At 69.3% G+C, this 23,814-nt stretch carries 22 protein-coding genes and 1 riboswitch; of the genes, 15 read left to right on the forward strand and 7 right to left on the reverse strand.

Annotation, left to right across the window (positions count from 1 at the left end):
- Window positions 1–166 precede the first annotated feature (166 nt).
- From ABZT04_RS11940 to ABZT04_RS11985, 10 genes are all read left to right on the forward strand, one after another.
- Entirely contained in the window at window positions 167–775 is a 609-nt protein-coding gene (locus ABZT04_RS11940; RefSeq protein WP_355903741.1) for a CDP-alcohol phosphatidyltransferase family protein, read from the forward strand.
- Window positions 776–889: 114 nt separating this feature from the next.
- A complete protein-coding gene (locus ABZT04_RS11945) occupies window positions 890–3,385 on the forward strand; it encodes a mannose-1-phosphate guanyltransferase (RefSeq protein WP_356055723.1) in 2,496 nt (831 codons plus the stop codon).
- Between the two features lie 167 nt (window positions 3,386–3,552).
- On the forward strand, window positions 3,553–4,389 hold the full coding sequence (locus tag ABZT04_RS11950) for a DUF881 domain-containing protein (RefSeq protein ID WP_356055725.1): 837 nt from the start codon (window positions 3,553–3,555) through the stop codon (window positions 4,387–4,389).
- Entirely contained in the window at window positions 4,386–4,718 is a 333-nt protein-coding gene (locus ABZT04_RS11955; protein WP_019059351.1) for a small basic family protein, read from the forward strand. The genes ABZT04_RS11950 and ABZT04_RS11955 overlap by 4 nt, the downstream gene beginning before the upstream one ends.
- 5 nt (window positions 4,719–4,723) lie before the next feature.
- Window positions 4,724–5,560 carry a DUF881 domain-containing protein gene (locus ABZT04_RS11960; protein ID WP_356055727.1) on the forward strand — a complete coding sequence of 279 codons (837 nt, stop codon included), beginning with the start codon at window positions 4,724–4,726 and terminating at the stop codon, window positions 5,558–5,560.
- A gap of 61 nt (window positions 5,561–5,621) precedes the next feature.
- Window positions 5,622–6,503, forward strand: coding sequence for an FHA domain-containing protein (locus ABZT04_RS11965; RefSeq protein WP_356055729.1), 882 nt, complete (start codon window positions 5,622–5,624; stop codon window positions 6,501–6,503).
- Between the two features lie 43 nt (window positions 6,504–6,546).
- The gene (locus tag ABZT04_RS11970; RefSeq protein WP_356055731.1) at window positions 6,547–7,284 is read left to right on the forward strand and encodes a MerR family transcriptional regulator; all 738 of its coding nucleotides are present in this window, start codon (window positions 6,547–6,549) and stop codon (window positions 7,282–7,284) included.
- An 85-nt stretch (window positions 7,285–7,369) separates the two neighbouring features.
- Window positions 7,370–7,843 (forward strand): bifunctional nuclease family protein, encoded by a 474-nt coding sequence (locus ABZT04_RS11975; protein WP_006123076.1) that lies wholly within the window; start codon window positions 7,370–7,372, stop codon window positions 7,841–7,843.
- A gap of 215 nt (window positions 7,844–8,058) precedes the next feature.
- Window positions 8,059–8,703 (forward strand): MerR family transcriptional regulator, encoded by a 645-nt coding sequence (locus ABZT04_RS11980; protein ID WP_356055733.1) that lies wholly within the window; start codon window positions 8,059–8,061, stop codon window positions 8,701–8,703.
- Window positions 8,704–8,760: 57 nt separating this feature from the next.
- Window positions 8,761–10,233, forward strand: a complete 1,473-nt coding sequence (locus ABZT04_RS11985) for a DNA polymerase IV (RefSeq protein ID WP_356055735.1) — start codon at window positions 8,761–8,763, stop codon at window positions 10,231–10,233.
- On the opposite strand, the gene ABZT04_RS11990 is transcribed toward ABZT04_RS11985, so the two are convergent.
- Window positions 10,155–10,526 carry a PRC-barrel domain-containing protein gene (locus tag ABZT04_RS11990; protein ID WP_356055737.1) on the reverse strand — a complete coding sequence of 124 codons (372 nt, stop codon included), beginning with the start codon at window positions 10,524–10,526 and terminating at the stop codon, window positions 10,155–10,157. The genes ABZT04_RS11985 and ABZT04_RS11990 overlap by 79 nt on opposite strands.
- A gap of 114 nt (window positions 10,527–10,640) precedes the next feature.
- Window positions 10,641–10,736: riboswitch (glycine riboswitch) on the forward strand.
- 180 nt (window positions 10,737–10,916) lie between these two features.
- On the opposite strand from ABZT04_RS11990, the gene gcvP reads away from it, so the two are divergent.
- Window positions 10,917–13,802 carry an aminomethyl-transferring glycine dehydrogenase gene (gene gcvP / locus ABZT04_RS11995; RefSeq protein WP_356055739.1) on the forward strand — a complete coding sequence of 962 codons (2,886 nt, stop codon included), beginning with the start codon at window positions 10,917–10,919 and terminating at the stop codon, window positions 13,800–13,802.
- A 193-nt stretch (window positions 13,803–13,995) separates the two neighbouring features.
- Here gcvP and ABZT04_RS12000 read toward each other — a convergent pair whose 3' ends face one another.
- Genes ABZT04_RS12000 through modA form a run of 3 tightly spaced genes read right to left on the reverse strand, consistent with a single transcriptional unit; the run spans window position 13,996 to window position 16,768 of the window.
- A complete protein-coding gene (locus tag ABZT04_RS12000; protein WP_356055742.1) occupies window positions 13,996–15,072 on the reverse strand; it encodes an ABC transporter ATP-binding protein in 1,077 nt (358 codons plus the stop codon).
- Window positions 15,069–15,926, reverse strand: a complete 858-nt coding sequence (locus ABZT04_RS12005; protein ID WP_356056177.1) for an ABC transporter permease — start codon at window positions 15,924–15,926, stop codon at window positions 15,069–15,071. The genes ABZT04_RS12000 and ABZT04_RS12005 overlap by 4 nt, the downstream gene beginning before the upstream one ends.
- A gap of 11 nt (window positions 15,927–15,937) precedes the next feature.
- Window positions 15,938–16,768, reverse strand: a complete 831-nt coding sequence (gene modA, locus ABZT04_RS12010; protein ID WP_356055744.1) for a molybdate ABC transporter substrate-binding protein — start codon at window positions 16,766–16,768, stop codon at window positions 15,938–15,940.
- Window positions 16,769–16,973: 205 nt separating this feature from the next.
- Between modA and ABZT04_RS12015 the strand changes: the two genes are divergently transcribed.
- The 3 genes from ABZT04_RS12015 to ABZT04_RS12025 all read left to right on the forward strand — a co-directional run bounded on the left by ABZT04_RS12015 (window position 16,974) and on the right by ABZT04_RS12025 (window position 19,643).
- The gene (locus tag ABZT04_RS12015; RefSeq protein ID WP_356055746.1) at window positions 16,974–17,489 is read left to right on the forward strand and encodes a molybdopterin-dependent oxidoreductase; all 516 of its coding nucleotides are present in this window, start codon (window positions 16,974–16,976) and stop codon (window positions 17,487–17,489) included.
- The gene (locus ABZT04_RS12020; protein ID WP_356055748.1) at window positions 17,446–18,378 is read left to right on the forward strand and encodes a LysR family transcriptional regulator; all 933 of its coding nucleotides are present in this window, start codon (window positions 17,446–17,448) and stop codon (window positions 18,376–18,378) included. The genes ABZT04_RS12015 and ABZT04_RS12020 overlap by 44 nt, the downstream gene beginning before the upstream one ends.
- A gap of 104 nt (window positions 18,379–18,482) precedes the next feature.
- Window positions 18,483–19,643 carry an NAD-dependent formate dehydrogenase gene (locus tag ABZT04_RS12025; protein WP_356055750.1) on the forward strand — a complete coding sequence of 387 codons (1,161 nt, stop codon included), beginning with the start codon at window positions 18,483–18,485 and terminating at the stop codon, window positions 19,641–19,643.
- A gap of 21 nt (window positions 19,644–19,664) precedes the next feature.
- On the opposite strand, the gene ABZT04_RS12030 is transcribed toward ABZT04_RS12025, so the two are convergent.
- Window positions 19,665–20,060 (reverse strand): helix-turn-helix transcriptional regulator, encoded by a 396-nt coding sequence (locus tag ABZT04_RS12030; RefSeq protein WP_356055752.1) that lies wholly within the window; start codon window positions 20,058–20,060, stop codon window positions 19,665–19,667.
- Between the two features lie 329 nt (window positions 20,061–20,389).
- Here ABZT04_RS12030 and ABZT04_RS12035 point away from each other — a divergent pair, with 329 nt between their 5' ends.
- Entirely contained in the window at window positions 20,390–20,986 is a 597-nt protein-coding gene (locus ABZT04_RS12035; protein ID WP_356055754.1) for a DUF1707 domain-containing protein, read from the forward strand.
- On the opposite strand, the gene ABZT04_RS12040 is transcribed toward ABZT04_RS12035, so the two are convergent.
- On the reverse strand, window positions 20,964–21,485 hold the full coding sequence (locus ABZT04_RS12040; RefSeq protein ID WP_356055757.1) for a hypothetical protein: 522 nt from the start codon (window positions 21,483–21,485) through the stop codon (window positions 20,964–20,966). The two genes, ABZT04_RS12035 and ABZT04_RS12040, sit on opposite strands and share 23 nt — an antisense overlap.
- Window positions 21,486–21,584: 99 nt before the next feature.
- Window positions 21,585–23,540, reverse strand: coding sequence for an amino acid transporter (locus tag ABZT04_RS12045; RefSeq protein ID WP_356055759.1), 1,956 nt, complete (start codon window positions 23,538–23,540; stop codon window positions 21,585–21,587).
- Window positions 23,541–23,814: the final 274 nt, after the last annotated feature.

Below are 23,814 nucleotides of genomic sequence, written 5' to 3' on the forward strand. Positions count from 1 at the left end.
CAGCGCCGATGGTACTGCAGGGGGGACCCTGTGGGAGAGTAGGACGCCGCCGAACTCCTTTTAGAGCTCTGGCTCTTGGGCATACAGCCCAAGAGCCAGAGCTTTTTTGCGTTGGGGTAAGGTCAGGGGGCATCGTTGGCACGTTTTCCCCACAGGAGGCCCCCGGGTGGAGGTCCAGGAGACCCGCGTCCAGACAGACCGGGTGCTCACCATCCCGAACATCCTCAGCATGGCGCGCCTCGTCGGCGTACCCATCTTCCTGTGGCTGATCCTCAGGCCCGAGTTCGGAGGCCCCAAGAGTGACGGCTGGGCGCTCCTGGTGCTGATGCTGAGTGGGGTCAGCGATTACCTGGACGGCAAGCTGGCGCGTCGCTGGAACCAGATCAGCAGCCTCGGCCGGCTCCTTGATCCCGCAGCGGACCGGCTTTACATCCTGTCGACTCTGGTCGGGCTCACCTGGCGCGAGATTCTGCCAATTTGGTTGACTGCCGTACTGCTTGCGCGCGAGCTGGTTCTGTTGGTCGTGGTGGGCATCCTCAGGCGGCACGGCTATCCGCCGCTGCAGGTGAACTTCCTGGGCAAGGCTGCCACGTTCAACCTGATGTACGCGTTCCCGTTGTTGCTGCTCAGTGACGGAAGCGGATGGCTTCCGTCACTCGCAGCGATTTTCGGATGGGCGTTCGCCGGATGGGGTACAACGCTGTATTGGTGGGCAGGAGTCCTGTACGTGGTACAAGTCCGCCGCCTGTTGCGTGCGGACGCCATGGCCGACTGACCTTGCCGATGGGGCGGCAACAGTCGCTCGATGGCCCGTTGCGCAAAAGTGCGGGACAATCTGGACTGGTGAAGTCGGCTAGACCGTCGTCTCGCAGAGGAGGACGCTTCCGACATGAAGGCCGTCGTGATGGCCGGAGGCGAAGGCACACGCCTTCGCCCCATGACCTCAAGCATGCCCAAGCCACTGTTGCCCGTGGTCAATCGACCGATCATGGAACACGTGCTGAGGCTGCTGAAAAGGCATGGGCTCAATGAGACCGTAGTCACCGTCCAGTTCCTGGCCTCGCTGGTCAAGAACTACTTCGGTGACGGCGAAGAGCTCGGCATGGAGCTCTCGTATGCCAATGAGGAGAAGCCACTCGGTACCGCCGGAAGCGTCAAGAACGCCGAAGAGGCGTTGAAGGACGATGCCTTCCTCGTTATCTCCGGCGATGCCCTGACCGACTTCGACCTCACCGAACTCATCAATTTCCACAAGGAAAAGGGTGCACTGGTCACGGTCTGTCTGACCCGGGTGCCCAACCCGCTGGAATTCGGCATCACCATCGTCGACGAAGAGGGAAAGGTCGAGCGTTTCCTTGAGAAGCCGACCTGGGGCCAGGTCTTCTCGGACACCGTGAACACGGGCATCTATGTGATGGAGCCCGAGGTCTTCGACTATGTCGAGGCCGACGTTCCCGTCGACTGGTCCGGCGATGTCTTCCCGCAGTTGATGAAGGAGGGCAAGCCGGTCTACGGCTTTGTCGCCGAAGGCTACTGGGAGGACGTCGGCACTCACGAGAGCTACGTGAAGGCGCAGGCCGATGTCCTTGAGGGCAAGGTCGACGTCGAGATCGACGGCTTCGAACTGTCGCCGGGCGTGTGGGTGGCCGAAGGTGCCGAGGTGCACCCTGACGCGGTTCTCCGCGGGCCGCTCTACATCGGTGACTACGCCAAGGTCGAGGCCGGCGCCGAGATTCGTGAGCACAGCGTCGTCGGCTCGAACGTCGTCGTGAAGACCGGGGCTTTTCTGCACAAGTCCGTGGTGCACGACAACGTGTACGTCGGCCAGCACAGCAACCTGCGTGGCTGTGTCGTCGGAAAGAACACCGACATCATGCGCGCGGCCCGGATCGAGGACGGCGCGGTCATCGGTGACGAGTGCCTGATCGGTGAAGAATCGATCGTGCAGGGCAATGTGCGGGTCTACCCGTTCAAGACGATCGAAGCCGGTGCCTTCGTCAACACGTCGGTCATCTGGGAGTCCAGAGGTCAGGCGCATCTCTTCGGCGCGCGTGGCGTGTCCGGGATCCTGAACGTGGAGATCACACCGGAGCTGGCGGTGCGCCTCGCCGGTGCCTACGCCACGACCCTGAAGAAGGGCTCCACGGTCACCACGGCCCGTGACCACTCCCGAGGTGCGCGTGCGCTCAAGCGGGCGGTCATCTCCGCCTTGCAGACCAGCGCCATCGACGTACGGGACCTGGAGAACGTACCGCTGCCCGTGGCCCGGCAGCAGACCGCGCGGGGCAGTGCCGGCGGGATCATGATCCGGACCACACCCGGAGTGCCGGACTCCGTCGACATCATGTTCTTCGACAGCGATGGCGCCGACCTCTCGCAGGGGAGTCAGCGCAAGCTGGACCGGGTGTTCGCGCGCCAGGAGTACCGGCGTGCGTTCCCCGGTGAGATCGGGGACCTGCACTTCCCGGCCAGCGTCTTCGACTCGTACACCGGGTCGCTGTTGCGGAACGTCGACACGACCGGGATCGCCGAGTCCGGCCTGAAGGTCGTGGTGGATGCCTCGAACGGCAGCGCCGGGCTTGTGCTGCCGAGTCTGCTCGGCAAGCTCGGGGTGGATTCGCTGACGATCAACCCCGGTCTGGACGAGTCCAGGCCGACGGAGACCGCGGACACACGGCGGTCGGGGCTGGTGCGGCTCGGTGAGATCGTGGCCTCCGCGCGGGCCGCTTTCGGAGTGCGGTTCGACCCGGTCGGCGAGCGGTTGTCGCTCGTCGACGAGAAGGGGCGGATCGTCGAGGACGACCGGGCCCTGCTCGTGATGCTCGACCTGGTGGCCGCGGAGCGGCGCAGCGGGCGGGTGGCGCTGCCGGTGACCACCACGAGGATCGCCGAGCAGGTGGCGGCCTATCACGGGACGCAGGTCGAGTGGACGACGACCTCGCCGGACGACCTGACCAGGGTCGGCCGCGATGAGTCGACCATCTTCGGTGGCGACGGCAAGGCCGGGTTCATCATCCCGGAGTTCAGCAGTGTCTTCGACGGCGCGGCGGCCTTCGTACGGCTCATCGGGCTGGTGGCGCGGACACAGTTGACGCTGAGCCAGATCGACGCCCGGATTCCTCGGGCGCACGTCCTGAAGCGGGACCTGGCGACTCCCTGGGCCGTCAAGGGACTTGTGATGCGGCGGGTCGTCGAGGCGGCTGGTGATCGATTTGTCGACACCACGGACGGGGTACGGGTCGTCGAGACCGACGGGCGCTGGGTGATGGTGTTGCCCGACCCCGCCGAGGCGGTCACGCATCTGTGGGCCGAAGGGCCCGACGACGCCTCCGCGCAGGCCCTGTTGGACGAGTGGTCGGCGGTCGTGGACAGCGCCGGCCGGTAGAACACGGAGCACGCGCGCGTGCCGGACATGTCTCCCCAAGGGGGCCTGTCCGGCACGCCGGTGGGGCCATTCGGAGGTACGGGCCACCACGTGCGACGATGTGCGGCATGCCGCAGCAGCCCCCCGTTCGGAGCACACCCACGCGACCTTCGCGTCCGGACGCATCCATGTCGCTGCTCACGAACGTCATGGACCACAGCCTTGACGACGGTTACGCCGAGGCGGCCGCGCGGAAGAAGGCCTCGGGCGCGAGCCGTATGCCGAAGACCCTCCGGGCGAAGCTCGGGCTCTCCGGCGGCCTGGTGCTGGCCGCCCTCGTCGTGACCCTGGGAGCGGCACAGGCGCGGGTGGCGGCCCCCGTGGTGGCCAAGGAGCGACAGGAACTGATCGACCGTATCGACAAGGAGACCGCGTCGGCGGACAAGCTGGAAGGCACCGTCGACACGCTCCGGGACGATGTGAGCTCGCGCCAGCGGGCGGCGCTCAAGACGAGCGGTGGCAGCGGCCAGGCGGACCTGGTGAGCATGCTGTCCGGCGCGACCGCGGTGCACGGTCCTGGTGTGCGGCTCGTCGTCGACGACGCGAAGGAAGCCAGCAGTGGCGGGGGCGACGACCCGCGGGAGACCGCTGATTTCTCCGACACCGGGCGGGTGCGCGACCGCGACATGCAGCGTGTCGTCAACGGACTGTGGGCGGCGGGCGCCGAGGCCGTCTCCATCAACGGGCAGCGGCTGACGGCGCTGTCCGCGATCAGGGCCGCGGGTGACGCGATACTGGTCGACAACAAGCCACTGGTGCCGCCCTACACGGTTCTCGCGGTGGGGGACGGCCAACGGCTGAGCACCAGGTTCCAGAACGGCGCCGACGGGCTCTATCTGCACGCCCTGGAAGAGAACTACGACATCAGGGCGACCATCGCCGTGGAGAGCGATCTCCGGCTCCCCGCCGCGCCGAGCGTGATCGTACGTACAGCACAGCCGAGAACTGAGAAGGGCACATCGTGATCGCCGTACTGGGCCTCATCGTGGGAGTGGTGGCCGGAATCCTGGTCCGGCCTGAGGTGCCGGTGGTTGTCGAGCCCTATCTGCCGATCGCGGTCGTCGCGGCGCTCGACGCGGTCTTCGGTGGTCTGCGGGCCATGCTCGACGGCATCTTCGACGACAAGGTCTTCGTGGTGTCGTTCCTGTCGAACGTGGTCGTGGCCGCGCTGATCGTGTTCCTGGGTGACAAGTTGGGCGTCGGCGCCCAGTTGTCCACCGGTGTGGTGGTCGTCCTCGGTATCCGTATCTTCTCCAACGCCGCGGCCATTCGCCGGCACGTCTTCCGGGCGTGAGGCCGATGAGCCACGAGGACGAGCGGCCGGAGAACAGGCTGCGCAGGGAACTGCCCGAAGAGGTGTCGGCGTCCGATTCCGCGGAGACGCCGATCACCGAGGAGAAGTCCGGTCCCACCGTGACCGGTCGGCAGCGGCTGGTGCAGGGGCTGTGGCCGCCGCGTGTCAGCCGGGCCCAACTCATCGTCGCCGTGCTGCTGTTCGGCCTCGGATTCGGGCTGGCCGTACAGGTCGCCTCGAACAGCAACAGCGACAGCGCGCTGCGCGGGGCCCGTCAGGAAGATCTTGTTCGCATTCTCGATGAACTGGACGACCGTACTCAGCGTCTTGAGGACGAGAAGCAGGGTCTGCAGAAACAGCGCGACGAGCTGGAGAACAGCTCCGACCAGGCCGAGGAGGCCCGCAAGCAGACGGCCGAGAAGGAGAAGCAACTCGGCATTCTGGCGGGCACCGTGGCCGCGCAGGGACCCGGCATCACGATGACCATCGACGACACGAAGGGAACGGTCGAGGCAGACATGCTGCTCGATGCGGTCCAGGAGTTGCGCGCGGCCGGCGCGGAGGCGATCCAGGTGAACGGTGTACGGGTCGTGGCCGGCACATATCTGACGGACTCGGGCAAGAGCGTGAGTGTCGACGGGAACAAGATCAACGCTCCGTATCGTTTCAAGGTCATCGGCAAGCCGCAGGATCTCGAACCGGCGCTCAACATCCCTGGAGGTGTGGTGCAGACTCTTGAGAAGGAGCAGGCCACCGTCACCGTCGAGCGGTCGAGCAAGATCATTGTGGAAGCCTTGCGAGCGGCGAAGCAGCCTGACTACGCTCGGTCGTCCTCCCGGTGAACCGGGGGTGCATGGCGACCGTCGGGCGAGGGCATGAGGTTGCGGGGGGTCGACGCACCGATTGGGTGGTGCGTGGTGGAAACTGTCTGGTGGATACGGACGTTGTGAGGATGTCCGGGTCGACCGGTGTGTTCAATCAGGGTTCGTCCTGCCCCACGGGCGGGTCTGTTTCGGTCAAGGGGAATCGCCCGTGAAGTTGTTTGCGAAGTTGTTCGGCAAGAGCGCGAAAGAGAGCAGCGACAATCAGACCGCTCGCCACCGCGCACAACCGGATGCGGAGGGCCAGCGTCCGCTGTTCCGCGACCAGGTCGGCGGGCCGGGCGCGCCGTCGGTTGACCCTGCGCAGTCCGGCGACATAGGTTTCGGGCAACCGTCAACCTCAAGTACGGGTGGAGGGTTTTCCCCTATGTCGGCCCTGGTGTGTACGAGGTGCGGTAACCGCAACGCGGAGAACAGCCGCTTCTGTTCCAACTGCGGTGCGCCGCTGCGGCCCGGCGCGACCCCGGAGCGTCCGTCCGAGACGACCTCCACGATCTCCATCTCCGGTCTTGAGGCCTACGACGCCGAGGTCACCGGCCAGACGCAGACGCCCGCGCTCTCCCCGGAGGCACAGGCCGCCGTGGACGCCCTGCCCTTGGGCTCGGCGCTGCTGGTGGTCCGCCGCGGGCCGAACTCGGGCAGCCGCTTCCTGCTGGACGGCGAGCTGACCACGGCCGGCCGTCATCCGCAGAGCGACATCTTCCTGGACGACGTGACGGTCTCGCGCCGCCACGTGGAGTTCCGGCGCAGCCCGGACGGCGCGTTCACCGTCGCCGACGTCGGCAGCCTGAACGGCACGTATGTCAACCGCGAGCGCATCGACTCCGTGTCGCTGGCGAACGGTGACGAGGTGCAGATCGGCAAGTACCGGCTGGTGTTCTACGCGAGCCAGCGGGGTTACTGACCCTCCCTCGGACTGGGTCCGGGGAGATCCCCCAGGAAGGTCCATGCTTCAAACACCGAGCGGCGGTGCCGGGCACGGTACCGCCGCCGCGGACACTGGGCTGATGAGCATCGGCACGGTGCTGAACGTGCTGCGCGACGAGTTCCCCGAAGTCACCATCTCCAAGATCCGTTTCCTGGAGTCGGAGGGCCTCATCGAGCCGCAGCGGACCCCTTCCGGGTACCGCAAGTTCAGCCCCGCCGACGTCGAGCGCCTCGGCCACGTCCTGAGGATGCAGCGGGACCACTATCTGCCGCTCAAGGTGATCCGTGAGCACCTCGACGCCATGGAGCGCGGAGAGGCCGCCCCCTTGCCCACGGTGGGGCGCCAGAGGGACGGCGAAGTCGTCCTGGAGCCCGTGGAGGTGCCCACGGCGGCCCGGATCGGGCGGGCCGAGCTGCTGGCCGCCGCCGGCATCGGCGAGCGGGAACTCGACGAGTGGGAGTCGTACGGACTCATCGCTCCGCTGCCGGACGGGGTCTACGACGCCGAGGCGGTCACCGTGGCCGGACTTGTCCTCGAACTGGGGCGGTTCGGGATCGAGCCACGCCATCTGCGGGTGATGAAGGCGGCCGCCGACCGTGAGGCCGGACTCGTCGACCAGGTGGTGGCCCCGCTGAAGCGCCACCGCAATCCGCAGACCAGGACCCACGCCGAGGCCCGTACGAAGGAGCTGGCGGGGCTCACGGTGAAGCTGCACGCCGCGCTGGTGCAGACCGCGCTCGGTGTGCGCCTGCCCTGAGCCGGAGGGGCTCCTGGCCGTCGGATCGGCCACCCGTTCTCGGCCCGACTACCCAAACGTCCCGGGCACGGCCTAGGGTTGCTGTGTGAACGAGCTCGATGTCGTAGGTGTCCGGGTCGAAATGCCCTCCAACCAACCGATCGTGCTCCTGCGTGAAGTGGGAGGCGACCGCTACCTCCCCATCTGGATCGGGCCTGGGGAGGCGACGGCGATCGCCTTCGCGCAGCAGGGCATGGCCCCCGCACGACCGCTGACCCACGACCTGTTCAAGGACGTGCTGGAGGCCGTCGGCCAGGAGCTGACCGAAGTGCGCATCACGGATCTGCGTGAGGGCGTCTTCTACGCCGAGCTGGTGTTCGCCAGCGGTGTCGAGGTGAGCGCCCGCCCGTCCGACGCCATAGCGCTGGCACTGCGCACCGGCACGCCGATCTACGGCAGTGACGGTGTGCTCGACGACGCAGGCATCGCGATCCCCGACGAGCAGGAGGACGAGGTGGAGAAGTTCCGCGAGTTCCTCGACCAGATCTCGCCCGAGGACTTCGGCACCAACAGCCAGTGAGACGCCGACCGGCAGAGAAATGCTGGCATTTGCCACCGGCGAGTGAGAGCGTCCTGCGGCTCCCCGCGAGCGCATTCGGCTAGCCTTTCCCCGCGGTGGGGTACGGGAAACCACTCCTAGGGTGATTATCACTCGGCGTGCCGAGTGTGGCGATCGTTGACGCACCCCTGGTGACTGCCTACCGTCGAGAAGGCAGGTCAAGGACGGAGGTCGGCGTGAGAAGCAGCGGCGACGGTACGGCTGGGGGTGCCCCGGAACGCAGTTTCGGGGACAGTGTTCCGTACCCGCTTCATGGCAGTGCGGCCGATCACGCTCCACATCGACCCACTGCCGTGCCGAGCAGCGGAGGGGCGACGTCCATGGCGTCCGAGCAGATCGGCTACCGGGGCCCGACGGCCTGTGCGGCGGCCGGCATCACCTATCGGCAACTGGACTACTGGGCACGCACCGGGCTCGTGGAGCCCAGCGTGCGGCCCGCACACGGGTCGGGCACGCAGCGGCTCTACAGCTTCCGGGACGTCGTCGTCCTGAAGATCGTCAAGCGGTTCCTCGACACAGGTGTGTCACTGCAGAACATCCGCAGTGCCGTGCTGCACCTGAGAGAGTGCGACTTCCGCGATCTGGAGCGCATGACGCTGATGAGCGACGGCGCCACGGTCTACGAGTGCACCTCGCCGGACGAGGTCCACGCCCTGCTCCAGGGCGGCCAGGGCGTCTTCGGGATCGCCGTGGGCGTGGTGTGGCGGGATGTCGAGAACGCCCTGTCGCAGTTGCACGGGGAGCGCGTCGACACGGGCGAGACGCTCGTCGGGATCAACCCCGCCGACGAGTTGGCCAGGCGGCGCAACCGGGCCGTCTGAGGGCCCGGCAGAAGCCGTAGCGGGGCATTGTCAGTGGCGTAGGGCAGCATCGGAGATGTGAGAACCGCGCCCACGATCCTGCATCTCGACATGGATGCCTTCTTCGCCTCGGCGGAACAGGCGTCCAAGCCGAGTCTGCGCGGGAAGGCCGTCGTCGTGGGCGGGCTCGGGCCGCGCGGAGTGGTCGCCACCGCGTCGTACGAGGCACGGGTTTTCGGGGTGAACTCGGCGATGCCCATGGCCCAGGCGCGGCGGCTCGCTCCGAACGCCGCGTATCTCGTGCCCCGCTTCGGGTTCTACCGGTCGATCAGCGAGCAGGTCATGGGGCTGCTGCGGGCGTTGTCACCGCTGGTGGAGCCGCTGAGCCTGGACGAGGCGTTCGTGGACCTGGAGGCCGGGGGAGTGGCCTGGGACGCCACCTCGGCGCAGCTCACCGGGGCGCGGCTGCGCGCCGACATACGGGCGGTCACCGGGCTCACGGGGTCGGTGGGGCTCGCAGCCTCCAAGATGCTCGCGAAGATCGCCTCGGAGCGGGCCAAGCCCGACGGGCTGGTGCTGATCGAGCCCGGGACCGAGCGGGCGCTGCTCGGGCCGCTGTCGGTGCGGACCCTGCCGGGGGTCGGACCGGCGACGGGCGACCATCTGCGGCGGGCCGGGATCACCACGGTCGACGAGATCGCCGAGGCGGGCGAGGACGAGCTCGTACGCCTCGTCGGCAAGGCGCACGGCCACGCGCTGTACGCCATGGCGCTGGCGCACGACGAGCGGCCCGTGGTGGCCGAGCGGGAGACCAAGTCGGTGTCCGTCGAGGACACCTACGACGTGGACATCCACGACCGGATCCGGGTGGGCCTCGAGGTGCAGCGGCTCGCCGACCGGTGCGTGCGGCGGTTGCGGAGCGCCGGGTTGTCGGGGCGGACCATCGTGCTGAAGGTGCGGCGGTACGACTTCTCCACGCTGACCCGGTCCGAGACCCTGCGCGGGCCCACCGACGACCCCGGGGTGGTGCGGGAGGCGGCGGCCCGCTTGCTGGACTCCGTGGACACCACGGGCGGGGTCCGGCTGCTCGGGGTGGGGGTCTCCGGGCTTGCCGACTACACGCAGGAGGACCTGTTCGCGCAGGCGGCGGGGGAGCAGGCGGACCTCCTTGAGGAGGAACACCCGGAGGAGGCCGGAGAGGAGCAGGCGGCGGCCGTGGAGCGGCGCTGGCCTTCGGGACACGATGTGCACCACGCCGGGTTCGGGCACGGGTGGGTGCAGGGCAGCGGGCTGGGGCGGGTGACGGTGCGGTTCGAGACGCCCGAGGACGCGGTTCCCGGGCGGGTGCGGACGTTCCGGACCGACGATCCTGAGCTCGCGCCGGCCGAGCCGCTGCCGCTGGTGAGCCGACGTCCCGATGTCACACCGGCCGGGCCGGTGCCGCAGGTGGGGCCAGGTCCCGAGGTTTCGCCTCAGGAGTCGTCCGAGCCCGCCAGCTTGCCGAAGTCGTGGTCCGTGAGCGAGGGAGGAGCGGCCACGTCCAGGCCGTAGTGGTGGTAGAGCTGGAGTTCCTGGTCGGGGGAGAGATGGCGGCCCACACCGAAGTCGGGGGCGTCCTTGATCAGGGAGCGGTCGAAGGGGATGTGCAGGGAGCCCTCGATCAGTTCGCTGGGCTCCAGGGGGACGAAGGCGTCTCTGGAGAACAGGCCGGTGCGTATGGCCGCCCACTCCGGTGCGCCGGTCGCGTCGTCGAGGTAGACCTCGTCGATCGTGCCGATCTTGGCGCCGGTGCGGTCGAACGCCTTGCGGCCGATCAGGTTGCGCGGATCGATATCGGTCTGCACGGGCCCTCCTCCTGGTCGCAACTCATCCGTAAGCACTACAAAAGAGCACATTGGTGAAGGTGGCCACTCGAAAGCCCGGCTTCAACACTCGCTGGTAGGCTGGCGAGCGGCTGCTGACCCCGTGCGGGAGAGTCCTCCAGACTTCATCGGAGGCGCCGAAGGAGCAAATCCTCCCCGGAATCTCTCAGGCTCACGTACCGCACGGACGAGGTCACTCTGGAAAGCAGGGCGGGTGCCGACGACGGCCCTCGCTCTCACCGACGGTGAAAGCCGGTGACCTTCGGGTGACCGGTGAAGCTCTCAGGTTGAGATGACAGAGGGGGAGGCCGTCCGGGCACCCCACCGTCGTGGTGTCCCCCGAAGGTCGTGACCGACCAGGAGGCCTCCCAAATGATCGCCCCTCGCACTTCGCTCTCCGAGCTCGAACAGGGCATTCCGTTCGAGCAGCGCCACATCGGACCCGACCAGGAAGCGCGGGCCAAGATGCTCGCGCAGGTCGGTTACGGCTCGCTCGACGAGCTGACGGCCGCCGCCGTCCCGGATGTGATCAAGAACGCCGACGCCCTCGACCTGCCCGGCGCCCGCACCGAGGCCGAGGTGCTGGCCGAGCTGCGCTCCCTCGCGGACCGCAACGAGGTCCTCGGTTCCATGATCGGGCTCGGGTACTACGGGACCTTCACCCCGCCCGTGATCCTGCGCAACGTCATGGAGAACCCGGCCTGGTACACCGCGTACACCCCCTACCAGCCGGAGATCTCCCAGGGGCGGCTCGAAGCGCTCCTGAACTTCCAGACCATGGTCGCCGACCTGACCGGGCTGCCGACCTCCGGTGCGTCGCTGCTCGACGAGGGGACGGCCGCCGCGGAGGCGGTGGCCCTGTCGCGGCGCATGGGCAGGAACAAGAAGGGTCTCTTCCTGGTCGACGCGGACGCGCTGCCGCAGACCATCGCCGTGATCGAGACCCGCGCCGAGCCGGCCGGCGTCGAGGTCGTCGTCGCCGACCTCAGCGACGGCATTCCGGCCGACCTCGCCGAGCGCGAGATCAACGGCGTGCTCGTGCAGTACCCGGGCGCCTCCGGAGCCGTACGGAACATCGAGCCGCTGATCGAGCAGGCGCACGCGCTCGGTGCGCTCGTCACCGTCGCCGCCGATCTTCTCGCGCTCACGCTGCTGAAGTCGCCGGGCGAGCTGGGGGCGGACATCGCGGTCGGTACGACGCAGCGCTTCGGGGTGCCGATGGGCTTCGGCGGGCCGCACGCCGGATACATGGCCGTGCACGAGAAGTTCGCGCGCAGCCTGCCCGGGCGGCTGGTCGGGGTCTCCGTCGACGCCGACGGGCACAAGGCCTACCGGCTCGCCCTGCAGACGCGGGAGCAGCACATCCGCCGTGAGAAGGCCACCAGCAACATCTGCACCGCGCAGGTGCTGCTCGCCGTCATGGCCGGGATGTACGCCGTCTACCACGGGCCGGACGGCCTCAAGGGCATCGCGCGGCGCACCCACCGCTACGCCACGATCCTCGCCGCGGGACTCACCGCCGGTGGCGTCGAGGTCGTGCACGGCGGCTACTTCGACACGCTGACCGCGCGGGTGCCGGGCCGGGCCGCCGAGGTCGTCGCCGCCGCCCGCGAGAACGGGGTCAACCTCCACCTCGTGGACGCCGACCAGGTGTCCATCGCCTGCGACGAGACCACCAACCGGGCCCAACTGGCCGCCGTATGGAACGCGTTCGGGGTCGACGCGGACATCGAGGCGCTGGACGCGAGCGCCGAGGACACGCTTCCCGAGGCGCTGTTGCGCACCGACGCCTATCTCACGCACCCGGTCTTCCGGGACCACCGTTCCGAGACCGCGATGCTGCGCTATCTGCGCAGGCTCGCCGACCGGGACTACGCGCTCGACCGGGGCATGATCCCGCTGGGCTCCTGCACCATGAAGCTCAACGCGACCACCGAGATGGAGCCGGTCACCTGGCCCGAGTTCGGGCAGTTGCACCCCTTCGCGCCCGCCGAGCAGGCGCAGGGATACCTCACGCTCATCCGGGAGTTGGAGGAGCGGCTCGCCGAGGTCACCGGGTACGACAAGGTGTCGTTGCAGCCCAACGCCGGTTCGCAGGGCGAGCTGGCCGGGCTGCTCGCCGTCCGTGGATACCACCGCGCCAACGGTGACGAGCAGCGGACCGTGTGTCTGATTCCGTCGTCCGCCCATGGCACCAATGCCGCGAGCGCGGTGATGGCGGGCATGAAGGTCGTCGTCGTGAAGACCGCCGAGGACGGCGAGATCGACGTCGAGGATCTGCGGGCGAAGATCGAGCAGTACCGCGAGGAGTTGGCGGTGCTGATGATCACCTACCCGTCCACGCACGGGGTGTTCGAGGAGCACGTCGCCGACATCTGCGCACAGGTCCACGAGGCCGGCGGGCAGGTCTACGTCGACGGCGCCAACCTCAACGCGCTTGTGGGGCTTGCCAAGCCGGGCCACTTCGGCGGCGACGTCTCGCACCTCAACCTGCACAAGACGTTCTGCATCCCGCACGGCGGCGGCGGTCCCGGAGTCGGCCCGGTCGGGGTACGCGCGCACCTGGCGCCGTATCTGCCGAACCACCCCTTGCAGCCGGCGGCCGGTCCGGAGACGGGCGTCGGGCCGATCTCGGCGGCTCCGTGGGGTTCGGCCGGCATCCTGCCGATCTCGTGGGCGTACGTCCGGCTGATGGGCGGCGAGGGGCTCAAGCGGGCCACCCAGGTGGCGGTCCTCAGCGCCAACTACATCGCCAAGCGCCTCGAGCCGCACTACCCGGTGCTCTACACCGGGCCCGGCGGCCTCGTCGCGCACGAGTGCATCATCGACCTGCGGCCGATCAGCAAGGCGACCGGCGTCAGCGTCGACGACATCGCCAAGCGGCTCATCGACTACGGCTTCCACGCGCCGACCATGTCGTTCCCGGTGGCCGGGACGCTGATGATCGAGCCGACCGAGTCCGAGGACCTGATCGAACTGGACCGGTTCTGCGCGGCGATGATCGCGATTCGCGGAGAGATCGAGAAGGTCGGCGCGGGGGAGTGGCCGGCCGAGGACAACCCGCTGCGCAACGCCCCGCACACCGCCGCCGCGCTCGGCGGGGAGTGGGAGCACGCGTACACGCGCGAGGAGGCCGTCTTCCCGGCCGGTGTCTCCGTCGCCGACAAGTACTGGCCGCCGGTGCGCCGGATCGACCAGGCCTTCGGTGACCGGAACCTGGTGTGCTCGTGCCCGCCGTTGGACGCGTACGAGGACTGAGGGTTGGGTGAGAGGGGGCTTCCGTTTCGGCGGGAGCCCCTTCGCTTTACGGCCGGCCGCGGGCAACCTGCTGCGCAACGCCCCGCATACCGCTGCCGCGCTCAGCGGGGACTGTGGGTACGCGTACACGCGTGAGGAGGCCAGCGGGTGAAAGGGGCTTCCCTTTCCGTGTTTCAGCGGGAGCCCCTTCGCCTTACGCCGGATACGCGTGCGTCTGGGTCGCCTTGACCGTTGCCCAGACCGATGCGCCCTGGTGCAGGTCCAGTTCGGCGGCGGCGACCGTGGTCAGGTCGGCGGCCAGGGGGAGTTCGCCGGTGAGGGCGGCGCGGATCTGGTCGCCGTGGGTCTCCAGGCCCGTGACCTCGCAGCGCCAGAGGTTGCGGGCGCTGGAGCCGGTGGGGCGGTCGCGGAACAGGGTGACCGCGCTGGGTGGGAACGCGACGAACACCTCGCCGGTGAGGTCCTCCGTGGTGGTGATCGCGGGGCCGGTGTCGAGCGTGACCGTGTGACCGTCGGCCCGGCCCTTGTAGAGGTTGAGGCCGACGAGTTGGGCGATGTAGTCCGTGCGCGGGTGGCGGGCGATGTCGGCGGGGGCGCCTTCCTGGACGACCGTGCCGTGCTCGATCACGACCAGCCGGTCGGCCAGCACCATGGCGTCCAGCGGGTCGTGGGTGACCAGGACGGCGACCGCCTCGAACTCGGCGAGGTGACGGCGGAGTTGGGCCCGTACGTCCAGGCGGGTGCGGGCGTCCAGGGCGGCGAGGGGTTCGTCGAGGAGCAGGAGGCGCGGGCGTGTCGCCAACGCCCGTGCCACGGCGACGCGTTGGGCCTGGCCGCCGGAGAGTCTGCGGGGCTTGGCGCCAGCGTGTTCGGCGAGACCCATCCGGTCCAGCCACTCGGCGGCGATCGCGCGGGACTCCGCCTTGGTCGCGCCCTGGCAGCGCGGGCCGAAGCCGACGTTGTCGAGGGCGGTGAGGTGCGGGAAGAGGAGGTAGTCCTGGAAGACGACGCCGACCGGGCGGGATTCGGGTGGCGTGCGGTCCAACATGGCGCCGTCCAGCCGTAGATGACCGTCCGTCAGGTGGACGAGTCCCGCCAGTGCGCGCAGTGCGGTGGTCTTGCCGGCGCCGTTGGGGCCGAGCAGGGCGACGACGTCGCCGGGGGCGGCGGTCAGCGTCACGTCGAGGCGGAAGGTGCCGCGGTCGACGACGAGATGGGCGTCGAGGCCCTCGTCCCGGGTGGTGGTGTCGGTCGTGCGGAGGTCGCTCATGAGGTGGTCATCCAGCGGTCGCGGAGTCCCGCCAGGACCGCGATCGACACGGCCAGCAGGACCAGGCTGAGGGCGATCGCGGCCTCCGGGTCGTTCTGCAGGGCGAGGTAGACCGCGAGGGGCATGGTCTGGGTGCGGCCGGGGAAGTTGCCGGCGAAGGTGATGGTCGCGCCGAACTCGCCGAGCGCGCGGGCCCAGGCGAGGACCGCGCCGGCCGCGATGCCGGGGGCGATCAGCGGGAGGGTGACCCGGCGGAACGCCGTGAAGCGGGAGGCGCCGAGGGTCTGGGCCGCCTCCTCGTAGCGTGGGTCGGCGGCGCGCAGGGTGCCCTCGACGCTGATGACCAGGAACGGCATCGCCACGAACGCCTCCGCGACCACCACGCCCGTCGTGGTGAAGGGGAGGGTGATGCCGAACCACGAGTCGAGCCACTGGCCCACGACGCCGTTGCGGCCGAGGGCCAGGAGCAGCGCCACACCGCCCACCACCGGGGGCAGGACCAGCGGGAGGGTCACCAGGGCCCGGACGAGGCGGCGGCCGGGGAACTCTGTGCGGGCCAGCAGCCAGGCCAGCGGCACGCCCAGGACCAGGCACACCGCCGTCGCCGCCGTCGCGCTCAGCAGGGAGAGCTGGAGCGCCTGCCAGACCTCCGTGCTCGTCAACTCGCGTGGCAGGGACCGCCACGGGGCCCGTACGAGGAGGGCGATCAGCGGGAGGAGCAGGAACGCCAGGCCCACCAGTGCGGGCACCAGCAGGGGGAGCGGCACTCCGCCGCCCGTCATCCGGAGCCGGCGGCGCCGCGGGCCGCCCTTCAGGGTCTCGGCCGCGGCGTCGGAGGTGCCGAACCGGGTCACGGATTGCTGGGTCACGGCTTGAGGAAGCCTGCCGCGGACAGCACCTTCTGGCCCTCGGCGGACTGCACGAGCGCGATGAACGCCTTGGCGGCGACCGCGTTGGGCGCGTTCTTCAGGAGGGTGATCGGGTAGTCGTTGATGGCGTTGGCCGACTCGGGGAACTCCACGCCCTCCACCTTGCTGCCGGCGGCGTGGACGTCGGTCTTGTAGACGACCGCGGCGTCGGCCTCCTTCAACACCACCTTGTTGAGGGCCGACTTGACGTCCGCCTCGTACGACACCGGGGTGAGCTTCAACTTGCTTGCCGTCAGCGCCTTCTGGGCTGCGGCGCCGCACGGCACCGTCTTGTCGCACAGCACGACCTTGAGCGAGGACTTGGTGAGGTCCTTCAGGGAGGTCACCTTGTCGGGGTTGCCCGGCAGTGTGGCGATCTCCAGTTGGTTGCGCACGAACGTGGCCGGCGTGCCGACGCCGTCGCCCTTGTCCGTGACGATCGCCATCGTCTTGGGGCTGGCGGCGGCGAACACGTCGGCCGGGGCGCCGCCGGTGATGCTGGCCGCGAGGGTGTCGCTGCCGCCGAAGTTGAAGGTGACCTTGGTGCCCGGGTGCGCCTTCTCGAACTCCTTGCCCAGGGTGGTGAAGGACTCCTGGAGCGAGGCGGCGGCGAAGACGGTGACGGTGCCGGACAGCTTCGTCGACGCGGACGCCGACGCCGAGGTGTCGGACTCCGCGGAGGAGGAGGAGTCGTCGTTGGACGAGCAGGCGCTCAGGGCCAACAGCGCGGCGGCGCCGGCGCCGGCCACCTGAAGGGTTCGGCGGGTCCGACGCGCGGAACGGGTCATCACGGTTCTACTCCTCTGATTCTGCTGATAAGGGGTCGTCGCGCCCTTGCCCGGCCGCAACAGCCGTGCCGCGATGATACTGCCGCATATGCAAGGCGTAAGTCTCCTGTCACATCGCATGAGCTGCACTATTCGCTTGCGTGGTGCGCATGTGCGTTTGTACGGGACTGCCGTCCGGGTACCACATCCCGGGAGGTGATGGCTCGTGACGCTCGCGCAGCTCGACCTGACGGGTGACCTCGCCCGCCCCGCCCGGCTGACCGTGCCGGACCTGTTCGACTGGCCGCTGCACCGGGTGCGGGTCAGCTTCGAGTGCGCCACCAGCGGCACCCAGGTGCACCGCTTCACGGGACCGCGCCTCTACGACGTCCTGTCCGCGGCCGGTCCCGGCTTCGACCCCGTCCGCCGCAAGGACCGGCTGCGCTTCCTCATCGCGGTGAGCGGTGCGGACGGGCACCACGCGCTGCTGTCGTGGGCCGAGATCGATCCCGACTTCGCTCATGCCCCTGTTCTGCTCGCTGTCAGCATCGACGACACCCCGCTCGACCGCACGGGACCGCAACTGGTGCTTCCGCAGGACCGTTGCGGAGCCCGGCACATCAGTGGGATCAGTGCGATACGGGTGGACGGGGGATACGGCGCGGTGCCTACCCTGCACGTTCCAGGGAAGGTTGGTGATGCTGCTCCGTCAGCTCGAGTATCTCGTCGCGCTCGCCCGTGAGCGGCACTTCGCGCGCGCCGCGGCGGCCTGCTATGTCTCGCAGCCCTCGCTGTCGGCCGCGATCCGGCGGCTGGAGCACGAACTGGACGTGCCGATCGTGCGGCGCGGCAGACGGTACGAGGGGCTGACCCCGGAGGGCGAGGTGGTGCTGGCCTGGGCACATCGCATCCTGGCCGAACGGGACGCCCTGCACCAGGAGTTGTCCGCCCTGCGCGGCGGGCTGACCGGCACCCTGCGGCTCGGCGTGGTGCCCACCGCGCTGCCCGCCGCCTCCCTGCTCACCACCCCGTTCTGCGAACGGCACCCCCGGGCCCGGGTCGCCCTGGAGTCGCTGGCGTCCGTCGACATCACCCACGGGCTCGCCGAGTTCGAGCTGGACGCGGCGATGACCTACCTGGACGACGACACTCTGCGCAACGTGCGCCGCTTCCCGCTCTACGAGGAGCGGTACGTCCTCCTGACCCCCGTCGACGGCCCGCTCGGCGCCGTCTCCAGGGCCAGTTGGGCACAGGCGGCCACCCTGCCCCTCTGTCTGCTCAACTCGCGGATGCGCAACCGCCGCATCATGGACGAGTGCTTCGCCGCCGAGGGTGCCACGGCGTCCCCGGCGATCGAGTCCGACAGCGTCGCCGGGCTCTACACGCTGCTGCCCGGCGGGCGTTGGTCCAGCGTGATCTCGCACGCGTGGCTGCACATGTTCGACGTACCCGAGGGGATGCGGGTGGTGCCGCTGAACGGGCCCGCGCACGGTCCCCGCGTCGGACTGGTCGTCGCCCGCAGCGAGCCCCAATCCGTGCTGGCGGAGGCCTTGTTGAAGGTCGCGAGGGAGGCGGGCGTACGGGACGCGCTGGACGAACTGCTGCACACCTACCTGGGCGACGGCCGCTGATAGGAGCTGGCTATCCCGGCATAGCAACGTTCGCTTTGACCAGGGCGATTCACTCCGAGGATCGTGAAGTGCACCTTCCGACAACGGAGTTGAGGAGCCGCGACATGGCCAAGGTTCTCTGTGTCCTGTACGACGACCCCACCGACGGATACCCGACCTCGTACGCCCGCGACGACCTGCCCGTGATCGACCACTATCCGGGCGGCCAGAGCACCCCAACCCCCGAGGCGGTCGACTTCACGCCCGGGCATCTCCTCGGCAGCGTCTCCGGTGAACTCGGCCTGCGCGCCTATCTGGAGGGCGCCGGGCACACCCTCGTGGTCACCTCCGACAAGGACGACGAGGGCTCGGTCTTCGACCGTGAGCTGGCCGACGCGGACATCGTGATCTCGCAGCCGTTCTGGCCCGCCTATCTGACCCCCGAGCGGATCGCCGCCGCAAAGAACCTCAAGCTCGCGGTCACCGCCGGCATCGGCTCCGACCACGTCGACCTCGACGCGGCGGTCGCGCACGGTGTGACGGTCGCGGAGGTGACGTACTCCAACAGCATCAGCGTCGCCGAGCACGTCGTGATGATGACGCTCTCCCTCGTCCGCAACTACCTGCCCTCCCACCAGGTCGTGCTCGACGGCGGCTGGAACATCGCGGACTGCGTGGCCCGTTCGTACGACCTCGAAGGCATGCACGTCGGCACGGTCGCGGCCGGGCGGATCGGGCTCGCCGTGCTGCGGCGGCTCGCGCCCTTCGACGTGACACTGCACTACACCGACCGGTACCGGCTGCCGCGCGAGACCGAAGGGGAACTCGGGCTCACCTGGCACGAGTCGGCCGCCGACATGGTGCCGCACTGCGACGTCGTGACGATCAACGCGCCGCTGCACCCGGAGACGGAAGGGCTGTTCGGCGACAAGCTGCTCGCGCAGATGAAGCGCGGCGCGTATCTCATCAACACCGCGCGGGCGAGGATCGTCGACCGGGACGCCGTCGACCGGGCTCTGCGCGCCGGGCAGTTGGCGGGTTACGCCGGTGACGTGTGGTTCCCGCAGCCCGCTCCGGCCGACCACCCCTGGCGGACCATGCCGCACCACGGCATGACCCCGCACATCTCCGGCTCCTCGCTGTCGGCACAGGCCCGGTACGCGGCGGGCACCCGGGAGATCCTGGAGGCCTTCTTCGCCGGGCGGCCGATCCGTGACGAGTACCTGATCGTGGACGGGGGTGCGCTGGCCGGTACCGGCGCCCACTCCTACTCCGTCACCAAGTGACGGATGGGGCCACCGCACATCTCACACGCGGTCGATATGTACGTTCGTCGACTTCACGCGGGCGGTGGCCTCCATGCCGACCTCCAGGCCGAGTTCCTCGACGGCCTCCCGGGTCAGCAGTGAGACCAGCCGGTGCGGGCCCGCCTGGATCTCGACCTGGGCCGCGACATCGCCGAGCTTGATGGCGGTGACGATGCCGGGGAAGGCGTTGCGCACCGAGGTGTAGGAGGGGTCCTCCTCGACACCGCCCGCCTTCGCCAACTCGACCGAGAACGCGGCCAGGGCGACCCCGTCGATGAGCCGGCGCCCGGCCTCGTCCCGATGGGTCGTCACCCGCCCGGCGTCCGCCCAGCGCCGTGCGGTGTCCGGGCTCACGCCGAGCAGCCGCGCCGCCTGGCCGATTGTGTAGGACTGCATACGCGCCACCCTAGGTCCTGTCGTCGCATTCCCGTCGTCGCCCGGAGAGCGGCCCGGTGCCCGACGCGGGAGCGGCTGATGTCGCCGTAGGTGCGTGCTCTCGGCGTGCCGGGCCCAGATCCTCGTACTGGACGTACTTGGGTCTGGGCCCGGTGCGGCGAGTGGGGGCACCTTTCACGCCCTTGAGGCAGTGGGGGAGCGTGCATGGCGTCGCCGGGCAGACGCAAATGTGACGACAGGGCCTGGGCCACGGACGCGAGGCGGTGGACGGGGGATCGGCTCTGGGGTATAACGCGATATAGCGCCAGGGCGTCGATGGGGGTGTGGGTATGTCGGGTGAGCTGACGGGCACGACCGGGTTGCGGGCCTCGCATGCGGACCGGGACCGCGTCGTGGACGTGCTGACCGGCGCGGCCGGCGACGGACGGCTGACCGCCGAGGAGCTCGACGAGCGCGTGGAGGCGGCCCTGACCGCCCGCACACTGGGGGAGTTGGCGGTCCTGACGGCCGATCTGCCGGTGACGGTGGAGGCGGGCGCGGGCGCGGTGGAGGTCAAGGACGTCGGCCGGATCGAGCAGCGCGGCAGTTCGACGCGGCGCGGTGAGGGCTGGGTGGTGCCGCGCCGGCTGGAGATCGTCTCGCACCTGGGCGATGTCACGCTCGACTTCACGCAGGCGGTGATCACCCAGGACACCCTGCGCATCGACCTGGACATGCACCTGGGCAAGCTGCGGCTGATCATCGGGCCGGGTGTCGTGGTGGACACCGACTCCCTGGTGACCGGCTACGGCAAGGTCAAGACACGTGGGCCCGGTGACGCGGGGGCCCCGGTCGATCTGCGGATCGAGATCGTCGGCCAGATCGGGTTCGGGAAGGTCCTGGTGCGCAGGACCCGGCACGCGGTCAGGAAATCCCCGACGCCTTGAGGACCGACCGCGCCGTCTCGTCGTCGATCAGATGGCCCAGGTGACGCCGGACATCGGTGCCCTGACGCAGCGTGCCGCGCTCCATCGAGTGCCGTATGCCCGTGTCCAGTTCGTGCCAGAGCAGGGGGTTGGCGACCAGGACCCGGGGGTCGAGTTCGAGCCATTGCCCGTGCGCGTCCCGAAGGACCAGACGCGCGGAGACATCGCCGTACTGCCGTACGACGGTCAGCGCGTCCGTGTGCACCGTGCGCCGCAGCAGCGGGCTGTCCACGGTGAGCCAGCCGGGGCCGGCGGTGACGCGGTGCGGCAGCAGGACGGCGAGGAGCGTCGTCGACATGGCGCACCACAGAAGTGCGCGGGCCAGGGTCAGGGTGCCCGCGTCCCAGTCGACCAGCAGGGTCATGCCGAGGAAGCCGAGCGCGCAGCCCGCCGCCAGTTGGGCGTCGCCGCGCCAGTGGCGGTCGCCGGCCGGGTCCGGTGGTGGGGTGCTGTGCCGCATGAGGCCGACCGTAGGGCGCGACGCGTGCGCCGCGTGGGCCGCTGACGGGCCTCTTACGCTGCGCGACCGGATTTTGTCGTGTCTCTTACGGTGCCGTCCTCAGCCGGTGTGCACGCGCGGACGCCGGGTGCGGTCCGGTTCCGCCTCGCGCAGGACCTCGCGGGTGACCGGGGCGACCTCGCCCTGGCCGAAGAGGAAGAAGCGGAGGAAGTTGGCGAAGGGGTTGCCCTCGGTCCACTCGAAGTAGATGTGCGGGGTGCAGCCCGTCGTGTCGCGGACGTGCAGCATCAGCGCGGCCAGGGCGTTCGGGATGGAGGAGGACTCCAGGGTCAGCACCCGGTAGCGGTTGTGCAGGACCTCACCGCGCACGGTCAGGCCCGCCTCGAACTCGGAGGCGTCGAGGACCGTCACCTCGACGAAGACGAAGTCCTCGCCGGGGATGTCGTTGTCGGTGCGGATCTGCTCGATCTTGTCGCGGTACTCGGCCTTGTCTCGGTTGTCGGGCTCGTTGGCGACGAAGCGGATCTTGCGGCTGGCCATGTCGCGGATGAATCGTTCCGCCATGGGGTCCAACTGCACGCTCGTCACGCGGAGTTCGAAGGCGCGGGCCAGCCGGGACAGCAGGGAGACCAGGATGATGCCGGCGATGAAGCAGGCGCCGATCTTCACACCGTCGGGGCGTTCGATGACGTTCACGACGGTGACGTAGAGCAGGACCGCCGAGACGATGCCGAAGGCGACCGTCCAGTTGCGCTGCTGGGCGCGGCGGGCCGCGATGGTCACCGCGATCGCGGCCGAGGACATCAGGACCAGGACGCCGGTGGCGTAGGCGCCGCCCTGGGCGTCGACGCTGGCGTCGAAGATCCAGGTGACCAGGAACGCGACGAGCGTGAAGACGATCACCATCGGGCGCACCGCGCGGGCCCAGTGCGGGGCCATGCCGTAGCGGGGCAGATAGCGCGGCATCAGGTTGAGCAGACCGGCCATCGCGGAGGCGCCGGCGAACCACAGGATGGCGATGGTCGAGAGGTCGTAGACCGTGCCGAAGCCGTTGCCCAGGTACTGGTGCGCGAGATAGGCGAGCGCACGGCCGTTGGCATCGCCGCCGACCTTGAACTCCTTCTCCGGGATCAGCACGGTGGTGATGAAGCTGGTGGCGATCAGGAACACGCTCATGATGAGCGCGGCCGTCGTCAGCAGCTTCTTGGTGTCCCGGATCCGGCCCCTGGGGTTCTCGTGGGTGTCGTCGGGGTCGCCCTCGACGTGCGGCATCACGGCCACGCCGGTCTCGAAGCCGGACAGACCGAGCGCCAACTTGGGGAAGACCAGCAGGGAGACGCCGACCATCGCGAAGACGTTGCCGTGCTCGGTGGTCAGGGCGCTGGTCCAGTCGGTGACCACATGGGCCTCGGTGAGCACGTGCCACATGCCGACGATCACGACCACCACGTTGAGGCTCAGGTAGATCGCCACCAGGTACAGGGCGACGCCGATCGCCTCCAGGAAGCCCTTCAGGAACACCGCGCCGAGCAGGGCGACCAGGATGAGCGTGATCAGCATCTGCTTGTCGTGCAGGGCGTTCGTCAGATGCGGGTTCTCCACGAGGTGGGTGGAGGCGTCCGCCGCCGACAGGGTGATGGTGATCAGGAAGTCGGTCGCCGCGAACCCGAGCAGGGTGAGGACGAAGAGCTTGCCCTTCCAGAACGACAGCAGCCGCTCCAGCATCGCGATCGAGCCCTCGCCGTGCGGGCTCTCCTCGGCGACCCGCCGGTACACGGGCAGGGCGCCGGCCAGGGTGACCACCACGAGCACGATCGTCGCGACCGGGGAGAGCAGTCCGGCCGCGAGGGCCGCGATCCCCGGCTGGTAGCCGAGGGTGGAGAAGTAGTCGACGCCGGTCAGACACATCACCCGCCACCAGCGCTGGCCCTGGTGGGCGTGCTGCTCGGGTTCCGGCGCGGTCTGCGCGGCCTGCCCGCCCTTGCCCATGTCGGCCAGCCCCTCCAGCATCCAGACGCGCAGGCGACTGGGAGGAGGGTGTTCGGTCGTGGCCATCGGCGGGCTCCTGAGGTGCGGGTCAGCGTGCGGTTTCTGGCCATCACGCGGACGGCGGCACCAGCGTAAGCGGAGAGTGACGCGTGGGCCCATGGATGAGGGGGTCGTGGGCGTCAATCTTCCGTTAAGACTGGCGGGGTGGACGGCAGGAGCGCATCAGGAAGAGGTGGCTGGGACCGGTCCGGGGTGGGCTGCGCTGTATGGGGGGCGCGGGCGGGTGGTGATCCTCGGCGGATACCGAGCGTTACGGCGTGCGAGGTGGGCCGGTGGTCCG

It is taken from the genome of Streptomyces sp. NPDC005492 (assembly GCF_040605995.1).
In the GTDB taxonomy this organism is placed as follows: domain Bacteria; phylum Actinomycetota; class Actinomycetes; order Streptomycetales; family Streptomycetaceae; genus Streptomyces.